Annotated in this window: 12 protein-coding genes; 4 read left to right on the top strand and 8 right to left on the bottom strand. The window is 74.0% G+C overall.

All coding sequences use genetic code 11. From position 1 onward, the window contains the following. Nucleotides 1–329 precede the first annotated feature (329 nt). The 5 genes from ACFXB5_RS32560 to ACFXB5_RS32540 form a co-directional block, all read right to left on the bottom strand. Nucleotides 330–1,127 carry a type III pantothenate kinase gene (locus ACFXB5_RS32560; RefSeq protein WP_201852504.1) on the bottom strand — a complete coding sequence of 266 codons (798 nt, stop codon included), beginning with the start codon at nt 1,125–1,127 and terminating at the stop codon, nt 330–332. A 107-nt stretch (nt 1,128–1,234) separates the two neighbouring features. After that, nucleotides 1,235–2,266, bottom strand: coding sequence for a carboxylating nicotinate-nucleotide diphosphorylase (nadC, locus tag ACFXB5_RS32555; protein WP_385214595.1), 1,032 nt, complete (start codon nt 2,264–2,266; stop codon nt 1,235–1,237). After that, nucleotides 2,263–4,068 carry an L-aspartate oxidase gene (locus tag ACFXB5_RS32550; protein WP_385214592.1) on the bottom strand — a complete coding sequence of 602 codons (1,806 nt, stop codon included), beginning with the start codon at nt 4,066–4,068 and terminating at the stop codon, nt 2,263–2,265. The genes nadC and ACFXB5_RS32550 overlap by 4 nt, the downstream gene beginning before the upstream one ends. After that, nucleotides 4,065–5,036 carry a pantoate--beta-alanine ligase gene (panC, locus tag ACFXB5_RS32545; protein WP_385214590.1) on the bottom strand — a complete coding sequence of 324 codons (972 nt, stop codon included), beginning with the start codon at nt 5,034–5,036 and terminating at the stop codon, nt 4,065–4,067. Before panC ends, ACFXB5_RS32550 begins: the two co-directional genes overlap by 4 nt. Then, the gene (locus ACFXB5_RS32540) at nt 5,033–5,968 is read right to left on the bottom strand and encodes a Rossmann-like and DUF2520 domain-containing protein (protein ID WP_385214588.1); all 936 of its coding nucleotides are present in this window, start codon (nt 5,966–5,968) and stop codon (nt 5,033–5,035) included. The genes panC and ACFXB5_RS32540 overlap by 4 nt, the downstream gene beginning before the upstream one ends. Nucleotides 5,969–6,115: 147 nt before the next feature. Here ACFXB5_RS32540 and ACFXB5_RS32535 point away from each other — a divergent pair, with 147 nt between their 5' ends. Next, a complete protein-coding gene (locus ACFXB5_RS32535; RefSeq protein WP_385214585.1) occupies nt 6,116–7,363 on the top strand; it encodes a threonine aldolase family protein in 1,248 nt (415 codons plus the stop codon). On the opposite strand, the gene ACFXB5_RS32530 is transcribed toward ACFXB5_RS32535, so the two are convergent. Continuing rightward, nucleotides 7,259–7,588 carry a hypothetical protein gene (locus tag ACFXB5_RS32530; protein WP_385214583.1) on the bottom strand — a complete coding sequence of 110 codons (330 nt, stop codon included), beginning with the start codon at nt 7,586–7,588 and terminating at the stop codon, nt 7,259–7,261. The genes ACFXB5_RS32535 and ACFXB5_RS32530 overlap by 105 nt on opposite strands. A 99-nt stretch (nt 7,589–7,687) precedes the next feature. Between ACFXB5_RS32530 and ACFXB5_RS32525 the strand changes: the two genes are divergently transcribed. Continuing rightward, nucleotides 7,688–8,770, top strand: a complete 1,083-nt coding sequence (locus ACFXB5_RS32525) for a DUF5937 family protein (protein WP_385214580.1) — start codon at nt 7,688–7,690, stop codon at nt 8,768–8,770. A 71-nt stretch (nt 8,771–8,841) separates the two neighbouring features. After that, nucleotides 8,842–9,168: a helix-turn-helix transcriptional regulator gene (locus ACFXB5_RS32520; protein WP_201852509.1), complete on the top strand. Its 327-nt coding sequence runs from the start codon at nt 8,842–8,844 to the stop codon at nt 9,166–9,168. A 61-nt stretch (nt 9,169–9,229) separates the two neighbouring features. Here the strand turns inward: ACFXB5_RS32520 and ACFXB5_RS32515 are convergent, their stop codons facing one another. Both ACFXB5_RS32515 and ACFXB5_RS32510 read right to left on the bottom strand, forming a co-directional pair. Then, nucleotides 9,230–9,919 (bottom strand): response regulator, encoded by a 690-nt coding sequence (locus ACFXB5_RS32515; protein WP_385214578.1) that lies wholly within the window; start codon nt 9,917–9,919, stop codon nt 9,230–9,232. A gap of 57 nt (nt 9,920–9,976) precedes the next feature. Next, entirely contained in the window at nt 9,977–11,173 is a 1,197-nt protein-coding gene (locus ACFXB5_RS32510) for a sensor histidine kinase (protein WP_385214646.1), read from the bottom strand. A 109-nt stretch (nt 11,174–11,282) separates the two neighbouring features. On the opposite strand from ACFXB5_RS32510, the gene ACFXB5_RS32505 reads away from it, so the two are divergent. Further along, nucleotides 11,283–12,377, top strand: coding sequence for an SAM-dependent methyltransferase (locus ACFXB5_RS32505; protein ID WP_385214575.1), 1,095 nt, complete (start codon nt 11,283–11,285; stop codon nt 12,375–12,377). Nucleotides 12,378–12,479: the final 102 nt, after the last annotated feature.

Here is a 12,479-nt window from a genome sequence, read left to right as displayed (position 1 = left end):
CCACCCGCGCGGCCGGGGGGGCCGCTCGCCGCCGCCCCCGCCCCAAACGGGGGACCCCCCGGCGGCGGCCCCCCCCGGCGCGGCCCTGCCCCGACCCGACACCCGGGGGCGGACCGTCGCATCCGGGTGCCGGTGTACATGGTCGACGGCCGTTCCGCTTGTCAATACGGAATTCGCTGTGCCGTCTTTCCCTTGACCGCCCCTTGCCCCATTGGCGAAGAGCGATCAGTTGCGCAGGACGAATCCCGAGTCCGGGAATTCGTTTCGGAATGCCGTCAATGCGGTCGAGCACCCGGGTGAAGAGCAGGTGAAGAGCTGATCGCCGGTGCTCAGCCGCGCGAGACGTTCCGCTCGTAGACCAGTCTGAGGCCGATCAGGGTCAACCAGGGCTCATGCTCATCGATCACTGAGGATTCTCCTAGCACCATGGGCGCCAGCCCACCGGTGGCGATCACGGTGACGTCCTCCGGGTCCTGGGCGAGCTCGCGCGCCATACGGCGGACGATTCCGTCCACCTGGCCCGCGAAGCCGTAGAGGATGCCGGACTGCATGGCCTCCACCGTGTTCTTCCCGATCACGCTGCGTGGGCGGGCCAGCTCGATCTTGCGCAATTGCGCCCCGCGTACGCCCAGCGCCTCGACCGAGATCTCGATGCCCGGCGCGATCACCCCGCCCACGTACTCCCCGCGCGCGCTGACCGCGTCGAAGGTCGTCGCGGTGCCGAAGTCGACCACCACGCACGGGCCCTCGTAGAGCTCCACGGCGGCCAGCGCGTTGATGATCCGGTCGGCGCCGACCTCCTTGGGGTTGTCCACCAGGATCGGCACACCCGTCTTCACGCCCGGCTCGACCAGGACGGACGGCACATCGCCGTAGTAGCGGCGGGTCACCTCGCGCAGCTCGTGGAGAACGGAGGGGACGGTGGAGCAGATGGAGATGCCCGCGATGCCGTCGCCCAGCTCCTCGCCGAGCAGCGGATGCATGCCCATCAGGCCCTGCAGCAGGACCGCGAGCTCATCGGCGGTGCGGCGGGCGTCGGTGGAGATCCGCCAGTGCTCGATGATCTCGTCGCCGTCGAAGAGGCCCAGCACTGTATGGGTGTTCCCGACGTCGATGGTCAACAGCATGGGCGGCACCGCTTCCGGTCGGGCTCACGGCCGAGGGCGAGCCCTGGGGTGGTGGGTGGGGCGACGGGCGGGCGGGTATTGCCGACGTCGATGGTCAGGAGCATCGCTTACTTCTCCTCGGCCTCGCGCAGGTCCAGGCCGATGTCCAGGATCGGGGAGGAGTGGGTGAGCGCGCCGACCGCCAGATAGTCGACGCCCGTCTCGGCGTACGTACGGGCATTGGCCAGCGTCAGCCGTCCCGAGGACTCCAGCGTGGCGCGCCCGGCGACCAGCTCGACGGCCTCGCGGGTCCGCTCCGGGGTGAAGTTGTCCAGCAGGATGAGATCCGCGCCCGCCGCCAGGACCGGCGGGATCTGCTCCAGGGTGTCGACCTCCACCTCGATCGGCACATCCGGGAACTCGGCCCGTACGGCGCCGAACGCCTCCGCGACACCGCCCGCCGCGATCACGTGGTTGTCCTTGACCAGCGCGGCGTCCGAGAGCGACATCCGGTGGTTGACCCCGCCGCCGCAGCGCACCGCGTACTTCTCCAGGGCGCGCAGCCCCGGGGTGGTCTTGCGGGTGTCACGGACCTTGGTCTTCGTCCCCTCCAGGGCGTCTGCCCACGCACGGGTCGCGGTCGCGATGCCGGAGAGCCGGCACAGCAGGTTGAGCGCGCTGCGCTCGCCGGTGAGCAGGTCGCGGGCGCGGGTGCGGACGCTGAGCAGCTTCTGGCCGGGCTCCACCCGGTCGCCGTCCTCCACATGCCGCTCGACCTCGAACTCGTCCGTGCAGACCACGGACAGGATCGCCTCGGCGATCCGCAGCCCCGCGACGGTGCCCGCCTCACGGGCCGTGAAGTCGCCGGTGGCGAAGGCGTCCTCGGGGACGGTGGCCACGGTGGTGACGTCCACGCCCTGGTCGAGGTCCTCCTCGATGGCCATATGGGCGATGTCCTCGACCTGGACGGGGTCGAGTCCCGCGCGGATCAGCAGCTCGGCCAGGTCGGGGTCCAGACCGCACTCCATCGGGTCGAGTTCACCGTCGTCACCGCCGCAGCCGCAGGCATCGCCGCAGCCGCCCCCCGCACCGGGGCCGCCGATCTGGAGCAGCGGCAGGGACACGGGTGGCTGGCGGTCTTCGGAAGTGCTGCTGCTCACGGGCGGGACTCCGTCTCGGCTCGGGGGGTGGTCGATGGGGGAAACGCTTCGGAGTCCGTGGAACGGACATCGAGGGCGCCGTCCGGGCGGAGGGTGACCAGCAGGTGGCGGCGCCAGGCGGCGTCGTCCCGCTCGGGGCGGTCCTCGCGCCAGTGGCAGCCGCGGGTCTCCTCGCGGCGGAGCGCGGCGGCCACCAGGACCCGGGCGACGAGATGGAGGTTGGTGGCCTCCCACGTCTCGACCCCGGGCTCGGCCGTCTTGCCGTCCCGCCGCAGCTGCGCCGCGGCGTCGTCCTGGACGCGCTCCAGCCGGTCGGCGGCGCGGGCCAGGCTCTCGGCGGAGCGGAGCACCCCGGCGCCGTGGGTCATGATGTGCTGGATCTCGTAGCGGGCCTCCGAGGCGAGCAGGGGCGCGTCGCCGGAAGCAGCGGGAGAAGCGGCGGGAGCCGATGGCCCGGTCCGCTCCGCGGGCCGCTCGCGTCCCCCGGCCCCGGCGGGCTCCGGCCCGCCAGACTCCGCCCCGGCGGTGATGTCCTCCGCGATGCGCTCCGCGAAGACCAGGCCCTCCAGAAGGGAGTTGGAGGCCAGGCGGTTGGCGCCGTGGACGCCGGTGCAGGCGACCTCCCCACAGGCGTAGAGACCGGGAACGGTGGTGCGGCCGCGCAGATCGGTGCGGACCCCGCCGCTCGCGTAGTGCGCGGCCGGGGCGACCGGGATGGGCTCGGTCACCGGGTCGATGCCGTGGGCGCGGCAGGCGGCGAGGATGGTCGGGAAGCGCCGCTCCCACATCTCGGCCCCGAAGTGGCGCGCGTCCAGGTACATATGCTCGGCGCCGCGCTCCCCCATCCGCCGCATGATGCCCTTGGCGACGATGTCACGGGGCGCCAGCTCGGCCAGCTCGTGCTGCCCGAGCATGAACCGCACCCCGTCGGCGTCGACGAGATGGGCGCCCTCGCCGCGCACCGCCTCCGAGACCAGCGGCTGCTGGCCCTCCGCCTCGGGGCCCAGCCACAGCACCGTGGGGTGGAACTGCACAAACTCCAGATCGCTGACCTCGGCCCCCGCGCGCAGCGCGAGCGCGACCCCGTCGCCGGTGGAGACGGCGGGGTTGGTGGTGGCGGAGAAGATCTGGCCCATGCCGCCCGTGGCGAGCACGACCGCGTCCGCCAAGACCGCGCCCACGCCGTCCCGCTGGCCCTCGCCCATGACGTGCAGGGTGACCCCGGCCGCCCGGCCGGAGCCGTCCTTGAGCAGATCGAGCACCAGGGCGTTCTCCACGGTCTCGATACCGGCCGCGCGGACCGCATCGACCAGGGCCCGGGAGATCTCCGCGCCGGTCGCGTCGCCGCCCGCGTGGGCGATCCGGCGGCGGTGGTGGCCGCCCTCGCGGGTCAGCAGGATCTCGCCCGTGGCGTCGTCGGCGTCGAAGCGGGCGCCGGTCGCGATGAGCCGGCGCACCGCGTCGGGCCCCTCGGTGACCAGCGCCCGTACGGCCTGCTCGGCACAGAGCCCGGCACCGGCCACCAGCGTGTCGTCCAGATGCTGCTCGGGGGTGTCGCCCTCGCCGAGGGCGGCGGCTATGCCGCCCTGGGCCCAGCGCGTGGAGCCGTCGTCCAGGCGGGCCTTGGTGACCACGGTGACCTTGGCCCCGGCCGCGGCGCAGCGCAGCGCCACGGTCAGCCCGGCGACCCCGGAGCCGACGACCACGACATCGGCCTCGGTGGCCCAGCCGGGGGCGGGGGCGCGCAGGGCGGCGGCGGGGGCGGTGGCCTCGGCCGCCGGGCGCCCGGTCGGACGGGTCATCGGGCGGCTCCGATCCACAGGCGGATGTTGTCTATCAGGCGGGTGGCGCCGACCTTGGCGGCGACGGCCAGCACGGCCTCGCCAGTGTGTCCGTCGGAGACGTCGGTGAAGTCGGCGGGGTCGACCAGGGCCAGATAGTCCAGGACGAGCGGCGGTTCGAGCCCCGCCGCCTCGTCGAGCACCGCCCGCGCCGCGGACCGCACCGCGGCGGGCGACGCGACCCGTATGAGCTCGTGCTCCTCGGACCCGGCCGGGCCCTCCCCGGCCGCCAGCAGCCCCGCGTCGCGCCCCGCGAACAGCGCCCGGGACAGGGCCAGCGCGGTGTCCCGCTCCTGGGCCGTCAGATAGCGGTTACGGCTGGAGAGGGCGAGCCCGTCGCCCTCCCGGACGGTGGGGACGCCGACGATCTCCACGGGGAAGTTCAGGTCGCGGACCATCCGGCGGACCAGCGACAGCTGCTGGGCGTCCTTCTCGCCGAAGAAGGCGATATCGGGGCGGGTGAGATGGAGCAGCTTGCCGACGACGGTGAGCATCCCGTCGAAGTGGCCGGGGCGCGAGGCGCCCTCATAGCGCTCGCCCAGGGTCCCGGCGGTGATCCGGACGCCCGGCTCGCCGTCCGGATAGACCTCCTCGGCGGTGGGGGCGAAGACGATGTCCGCGCCCGCCTCGGCCGCCACCTTGAGGTCGGCGTCGAGGGTGCGCGGATAGCGGCCGAGGTCCTCGCCCGCGCCGAACTGCAGCGGATTGACGAAGACGGTGACGGTCACCATGCCCTTGGCGCCCACCCGGGCGCGGGCGGCGCGGATGAGCGAGGCGTGCCCGTCGTGCAGCGCGCCCATGGTCATCACGACGGCCGTGCGCCCCGGCACGGCGAAGTGGGCGAGCGCCGCGTCCAGATCCGGGCGATGACGGAACAGCTCCACATCCGGCTCCCCTGGAAGCGCCTTGGTCCACAGCCTCGGGCTCATGCCTCACTACCTCCCCGGCCCCGCGCGTCGGTCACGTCCGAGAGCACGCCCAGCAGGTCCTCGGCGAGCTCCGGCTTGAGCAGACCGTGCGCGAGCGCCCGGTCCGCGGTCGTACGGGCCATGGCCAGATAGCCGGCGACGGCGTGCGGGGCGTGCCGCCGCAACTCGGCGACATGGGCGGCGACCGTGCCCGCGTCGCCGCGCGCCACCGGACCGGTGAGCGCGGCGTCGCCGCTGCGCAGCGCGTTGTCCAGCGCGGCGCCGAGGAGCGGGCCGAGCATCCGGTCGGGGGCCTCGACCCCGGACGCGCGCAGCAGCTCCAGGGACTGGGCGACCAGCGTGGTGAGGTGGTTGGCACCGATGGCGAGGGCCGCGTGATAGAGCGGACGGGACTCCTCCGCGATCCACTCGGGCTCCCCGCCCATCTCGATGACCAGGGCCTCGGCCGCCAGCCGCAGCTCCTCGGGCGCGGTGACGCCGAAGGAGCAGCCGGCCAGCCGCTGGACGTCCACCGAGGTGCCGGTGAAGGTCATGACGGGGTGCAGCGCGAGCGGCAGCGCACCGGCCCGCAGCGCGGGCTCCAGCACGCCGACCCCGTACCGGCCCGAGGTGTGCACCAGCAGCTGGCCGGGGCGCACCGCGCCGGTTTCGGCGAGGCCGCCGACCAGCTCGGGCAGCGCGTCGTCGGGGACGGTGAGCAGCACCAGCTCGGCCCGCGCCAGCACCTCGGCGGGCGGCACGATGGGGACTTCGGGAAGCAGGGCGGCGGCCCGGCGCACGGAGGCGTCGGAGACACCGGACGCGGCGACCGGGCGGTGCCCGGCGAGTCTCAGCGAGGCGGCGAGGGCCGGGCCGACGCGGCCCGCGCCGACGACCCCGACGGTGAGCCGGGCAGGTCGGTCCTGCGGCTCAGGCAGTGGTTGAGCGTTCACGCGACAACAGGCCTTCCGTTCCAGTCCTCAGGGGTACCGGACGATTCCCCGCCATGCTACGCGAGTGTTTCCGGGGGGTTTGGCCGCACGCTCGAGCCTGTGGACAACTCTGTGGTCCGATGGACAGGCGTGCGACATGATCAGCCCATGACGGACGGGACGGACGAGGCAGACGAGGCAGACGAGGCAGACGAGGCAGACGAGATGGACGGCACGGGCGGCGGGACGGAGCGGTCCGTGCGGGCGCGCCGCCTCGCGGCCTGGCACGGCGCCGAGCGGACGCTCGCGCGCGGGCCCGCCGAGGTGCGGATCGCCGAGCGGCTGGCCGCCCTCACCACCGCCCTTACGGCCGACACCGCGTCGTACGACGGGGACGGCTGGGTGGACATCTACGGCGACGGCATCGTCGAGGAGCTCGAGCGGCGCGTCGCCGAGCTGCTCGGCATGGAGGCCGCGGCGTTCTTCCCCACCGGCACCATGGCGCAGCAGGTCGCGCTGCGCTGCTGGGCGGGGCGCACCGGCAGTCCGGTGGTGGCGCTGCATCCGCTGGCCCATCTGGACGTGCACGAGCGGGACGCGTATCTGACGGTGAGCGGGCTGCGCGCGGTGCGTCCGACCAGCGAGCCGCGGCCGCCCACGGCCGAGGAGATCCTGGGCCTGGACGAGCCGTTCGGCACCCTGGCCCTCGAACTCCCGCTGCGTGACGCCGGATTCGTGCTGCCCGGGTGGGACGAGCTGGTCGCGACCGTGGAGGCGGCCCGGGAGCGGGACGCGGTGGTGCACTTCGACGGGGCGCGGCTGTGGGAGTGCACGGCGCACTTCGGCCGGGGGCTTCCGGAGATCGCCGCCCTGGCGGACTCCGTCTACGTGTCCTTCTACAAGTCGCTCGGCGGCCTCTCGGGAGCGGCACTGGCCGGGCCCGAGACCCTGGTGACGGAGGCCAGGGCGTGGCGCCACCGGTACGGCGGCCAGCTCTTCCAGCAGTGGCCGGCGGCGCTCGCCGCGCTGGACGGCCTGGACCGCGAGCTGCCGAGGCTGCCGTCGTACGTGGCGCACGCGCGGGTCGTGGCGGAGGCGCTGCGGACGGCGTTCACGGTCGCGGGGGTGGGGTGGTCCCGGGTGCACCCGGAGGTGCCGCACACCCACCAGTTCCAGGTGTGGCTGCCGTATCCGGCGGCGGTGCTGGACGAGGCGGGGGTGCGGCTGGCGGAGGAGACCCGGACGGTGCTGTTCCGTCGCTGGCGGGAGCCGGGGCCGCCCGGCCTGGCCATGACGGAGCTGACGGTCGCCTCATCCGCACTCGAGTGGACGGCCGACGACGTGACGGCCGCGGCCGACGCGTTCCTCGCCCTGGTCCGTGAGCTCATGGAGGTCCGGGAGCTCACGGAGGGCTGACCCGCGCCGCGCGAACACCTCCCTGATCGCCCTTACGGAGCGCAGCGCATCCGTAAGGCGGCTGCGGCGGCCGCGGCGGCGGGCCGGGCGCCCGGCCGTCACGGCCCGGAAGTCGCGGTACTCCCGGAGGGTGCGCCAGTCGTGCCGGCCCGGTGCGGGCGGGGCGGGCTCGCCGCGCTGGGCGGCCCGGTACAGGTCGAGTGCGTACTGCTCGGTGAGGGACATGGCTCAACGGTCCGCCCGGCCCCGGACGGCGGTCACGCCGTTTGACGATGGGCGTCAAACGAGGGCGGCGCCGGAGCCGGGCTCCCGCACCATGGGTTCATGGCCAACGTCATCGACATCGCCGGGCTGCCGCCCGAGCGCATCGTCTTCAGCCCGTCCCCGCTCGCCGAGCTGGGCGCCGCGCTCCATGTGCTGTCCGAGCCCGGCCACCACCCCGGGCTGCACGGCTGGGCCACCGCCACCACCTCGGCGCTCAAGCCGGACCTCGCGGACCGGCTCTGCGAGGCGGACTTCCTGTGGCGCACCGCCCGCTCCGATCTGCTGCTCCCGGCCGCCCCCGGGGCGACGCTCGCCGAGGAGCTGGACGCGCTGGACCGGATCGACGACGAGACGTTCGTGGCGGCCGCCTTCGAGATCGCCTGCTCGCCCTCGTACACCCGGCAGACCCCCTCGCCGCTGGTCGACGCGGGCGAACGGGCCCGGGTCCTCGAGATGGCGGCCGCCCGGGGGCCGCGGCAGGCGGCCTTCACCGACCGCATGCTGGAGGACCCGGACGGGCTGCGGGTCTGGTTGCGGCGGCTGCTGGAGGACTGCGACCAGGCGTTCTTCGCCGACACCTGGCGGCGGGTGCGGATCCAGCTGGCCGCCGACGCCCGCCACAAGGCCGAGCTGCTGCGGCGCAAGGGGCTCGCGGAGGCGCTGGCGTCGGTCTCCGCCGCGCTGTCGCTGTCGGCGGACGGGGACAGCATCCTGGTCGACAAGCTGGTGGGCGGCCGTACGACGGCGTACGGCGACGGCGTCACCTTCATCCCGACCGCCTTCGGCTGGCCGCACCTCGTCGTCCTGCACGCCCCCGGCTGGCGCCCGGTGATCCAGTACCCGGTCGCCACACCCGAGCTGCCCGCGCCCGCCGCCCTGGAGCTCGTCCAGCGCCGTCTCGAGGCCCTGGCCCACCCGATGCGGATGCGGCTGTGCCGCACCCTGGCCCGCGGCCCGCACACCACCGGTGAGCTCTCCGAGTCGTACGGCATCACGCCCCCGGAGGTGTCCCGCCATATCGCCGTGCTGAAGAAGGCCGGTCTCCTCACCACCCGCCGCCGCGGCCGCTATGTGCTGCACCAGCTCGATCTGCCGTCGGTGGCCCGGCTGGGCAGCGACTTCCTGGAGAGTGTTCTGCGGTAGGGCGCCGACCCCGCCTAAAATGTTCACCGCACAGTGGAGGCGGTCGGAACGGCGAGCGGCGGAGGAGGGCTATGAGCAATCGAAGCCACCGGTCCGCGCCGCTCCACACCCACCCCGACGACGTCCACGTGCAGACCGCGCTCGCGGCGCTCGCCGACCCCGTACGGCTCCAGCTGGTCCGCGAACTCGCCACGGCGGCCGACTGGGAGCACACCTGCGGCACCTTCGACGTGCCCGTGGGAAAGGCGGCCCTCAGCCACCACTTCTCGGTGCTGCGCGCGGCCGGTCTGATCGAGCAGCGCGACCTGGGCCCCAGGCGGGTCAACCGGCTGCGCCGCCCCGAGTTCGACCAGCGCTTCCCCGGACTGCTCGACCTGGTGCTCCGCGAGCGGCCGTAAGCGGCCGTGCCGACCGTAAGACTGCGGTGCCAACCGTGGTGCCAACCGTAAGGACGCCGTCTCAGCGGGCCGGTCCGGTCGGCCCCCCGGCCCGGACCAGTCCGGTCTCGTAGGCCATCACCACCACCTGCACCCGGTCCCGCAGCTCCAACTTGGTGAGGATGCGGCCGACATGGGTCTTCACGGTCGCCTCGGACAGCACCAGCCGGGCCGCGATCTCGCCGTTCGACAGCCCCTGCGCGACCAGCAGCACCACCTCGCGCTCCCGGTCGGTGAGCCGGTCCAGCTCCGGACGGGCCCGGCCCCCACCGGCTCCGCCGCCCGGCAGCATCGGCGCGAACCGGTCCAGCAGCCGGCGCGTCGTGCTGGGCGCGACCACCGCGTCGCCGCTGTGCACCGCGCGGATCGCCGCGAGCAGCTCGCCCGGCGGCACATCCTTGAGCATGAAGCCGCCCGCCCCGGCCTTGAGCGCGGAGAAGGCGTACTCGTCCAGGTCGAACGTGGTCAGGATGATGACTTTCGGCGCCCCGTCCCGCTCGCATATCCGCCGGGTCGCCTCCACCCCGTCCAGCTTGGGCATCCGGACGTCCATCAGGACGACGTCCACCTCGGTGGAGCGCAGCACCTGGAGCGCCTCCACCCCATCGCCCGCCTCGGCGACGACCTCCATATCGGGCTGGGCCGCGAGCACCATCCGGAAGCCGGTGCGCAGCAGCACTTGGTCATCGACGAGCATGACGCGGATCGACATCCCGGACGGTCCCTTCCCTCTGGCCTGACAGCCGGCCTACAGCACGTATCGAATGGCTCAACGAACCGGCTTCAGCGGCAGCAGCGCGCTGATCCGGAAGCCGCCGCCCGGTCGCGGGCCCGCGTCGAGCGTGCCGCCAACCATGCCGACGCGCTCCCGCATCCCGATCAGACCATGGCCGCTGCCGTCGACGCCGCCGTCCTCGTACATCTCGTGCTGCGCGCCCCGGCCGTCGTCCTCGACCAGCAGCCCGAGCCCGTCGTCGAAATAGGTGAGGCGGACGCTCGCGCCCACGTCCGGGCCGCCGTGCTTTCGGGTGTTGGTGAGCGCTTCCTGCACGATGCGGTACGCGGTCAGCTCGACCCCGCTGGGGAGCTGGCGCGGGCTGCCCACGACCTTGAAGTCCACCGGGAGCCCGGCACCGCGCACCTGCTCCACGAGCTCGTCGATCTGCTCGACGTCCGGCTGCGGTACGTAGTCGTTCTCCTCGCCCGGCTCCCCGGTGCGCAGCACGCCCAGCAGCCGCCGCATCTCGGCGAGCGCCTGGCGGCCGGTGCCGGAGATCGTCTCCAGCGCCTGCCGGGTCTGTTCGGGCGAGGAGTCCAGAACGTACGCGGCGCCGTCCGCCTGCACCACCATCACCGACACGTTGTGCGCCACGACATCGTGCAGCTCCCGCGCGATCCGGGCGCGCTCGGCGGCCACCGCGACCTTCGACTGCGCCTCGCGCTCCTTCTCCAGCCGGGCGGCCCGCTCCTCGAGCTGCGCGTAGTAGGCGCGGCGGGTGCGGATCGAGTCGCCGAGCACCCAGGCCAGCACGAAGGGGATGGAGACGAAGACCGCCGAGACCACGTCCTCCCACCAGCCCCGCTGGGAGTGCGGCCAGCGGAGGGTGGCGAGGGGGGCCGCGCTGATCGCCACGCCCAGCGCGAAGCGGGAGGCCGGGCGCGAGGAGGCGACCGCCACCGTGTAGACGATCACCAGCATGGCGAAGTCGGCCACATTGGGCTGGATGTTCGTAGCCATCTGGGCGAGACCGCACAGGATGGCCAGCATCAGCATCTTCTCGGGGGCGCGGCGGCGCAGCGCGATCGTCGCCCCCAGTGCCAGCACGATCGGCACGCCCGCGACGCGGGAGCCCCGGCCCAGCGACGCCTCCATGAGCCACAGGAACCCGGAAGCGACAAGGAGGACGGCCCAGAAGGTGTCCACCCCAGTCGGATGCCTGCGGAGAAATTCGTAGAGGCGCTGCACGTCACCCAGCGTAGGCATCGCCGGACCCCTCCCGGGTCAACCCGAGGGGCGATCCGAGACCCCCGGCCCTACTCCCCAAGGTGGAGACCACTCCGCATAGCGTGGCGGTGTGGCAAGTGAGAAGCATGAGTGGAGCGGATGGCGTACGGCGGCCGAACGCGCGCTGTACGGAGCGGGCGGCTTCTTCCGCCGCCCGGAGGGCCCGGCAGGGCATTTCCGCACGTCGGTGCATGCCTCACCGCTTTTCGCCCGAGCGGTCGCGGAGCTGCTGTGCCGGGTGGACGAGGCGCTGGGGCGCCCCGCCGAGGTGGCGCTGGTGGACCTGGGCGCCGGCCGCGGCGAGTTGCTCACCCGGGTGCTCGCCCTGGCCCCCGGTCTGCCGCACGGGCTGGGCCGGCGGCTGCGTCCGTACGCGGTGGAGCGGGCGGAGCGGCCGGCCGGCCTGGACGCGCGGATCGCCTGGCTCGACGCCCCGCCGGAGGGGTGCGCGGGGCTGCTGTTCGCCAATGAGTGGCTCGACAACGTGCCCGTGGACGTGGCCGAGACCGACGCGGACGGCGTGCCCCGCCGGGTCGAGGTGGATCTCACCTCCCTGGACGGCACCGAGCGGCTGGGCGACCCGGTGGACGGCGAGGACGCCGCATGGCTGGCCCGCTGGTGGCCCCTGGCGGGCGCCGAACCGGGGCTGCGCGCCGAGATCGGCCATCCGCGCGAGGCGGCCTGGGCGCGGGCCGTCGGCTCCCTGCGGGCGGGCCTCGCGGTCGCCGTCGACTACGCCCACCAACGCGCCACCCGGCCGCCCTTCGGCACGCTGACCGGCTTCCGCGAGGGGCGCGAGGTCCGGCCCGTCCCCGACGGGTCCTGCGATCTGACGGCGCATGTCGCGATGGACGCGTGCGCCGCGGCGATGGACGCGCCCGGCGCCACGATGGATGCACCCGCCGCCGCGTCCGGGCCCGGCGCCGCGTCCGGACGCGGCGGCGGGCCCGGTGCCGGGCTGATGACCCAGCGCGTGGGGCTGCGCGCCCTGGGCCTCGACGCCCGCCGCCCCCCACTCGCCCTGGCCTCCACCGACCCCACCGCCTACGTCCGCGCCCTCAGCGCGGCGGGCGAGGCCGCGGAGCTGACCGACCCCGCGGGCCTGGGCGCCTTCACGTGGCTCCTGCACCCGGTGAACCTGCCCCGGGACGTGCTCCGGCCGTAGGGGGTGTCCGGCGGAGCTTGGCGCCTGCGGCGGGCTGCTTGGGGAGAACAAGCCCAGACAGAAAAATTGTTGGGGGGCCGGAGCAAACACAAGAGGTGGTTG

The organism is Streptomyces sp. NPDC059455, assembly GCF_042750115.1.
Classification (GTDB): domain Bacteria; phylum Actinomycetota; class Actinomycetes; order Streptomycetales; family Streptomycetaceae; genus Streptomyces; species Streptomyces endocoffeicus.
Note: the sequence above shows the minus strand (reverse complement) of the source record. Positions and strands in the feature narration are given on the sequence as shown.

Excerpts from the sequence above, each read along its gene's own strand:
- ACFXB5_RS32530 (WP_385214583.1), bottom strand. The coding sequence starts at position 7,588 with ATGTCCCTCACCGAGCAGTACGCACTCGACCTGTACCGGGCCGCCCAG.
- ACFXB5_RS32560 (WP_201852504.1), bottom strand. The coding sequence starts at position 1,127 with ATGCTGTTGACCATCGACGTCGGGAACACCCATACAGTGCTGGGCCTC.
- ACFXB5_RS32525 (WP_385214580.1), top strand. The coding sequence starts at position 7,688 with ATGGCCAACGTCATCGACATCGCCGGGCTGCCGCCCGAGCGCATCGTC.
- ACFXB5_RS32520 (WP_201852509.1), top strand. The coding sequence starts at position 8,842 with ATGAGCAATCGAAGCCACCGGTCCGCGCCGCTCCACACCCACCCCGAC.
- ACFXB5_RS32550 (WP_385214592.1), bottom strand. The coding sequence starts at position 4,068 with ATGACCCGTCCGACCGGGCGCCCGGCGGCCGAGGCCACCGCCCCCGCC.
- panC (WP_385214590.1), bottom strand. The coding sequence starts at position 5,036 with ATGAGCCCGAGGCTGTGGACCAAGGCGCTTCCAGGGGAGCCGGATGTG.
- ACFXB5_RS32535 (WP_385214585.1), top strand. The coding sequence starts at position 6,116 with ATGACGGACGGGACGGACGAGGCAGACGAGGCAGACGAGGCAGACGAG.
- ACFXB5_RS32515 (WP_385214578.1), bottom strand. The coding sequence starts at position 9,919 with ATGTCGATCCGCGTCATGCTCGTCGATGACCAAGTGCTGCTGCGCACC.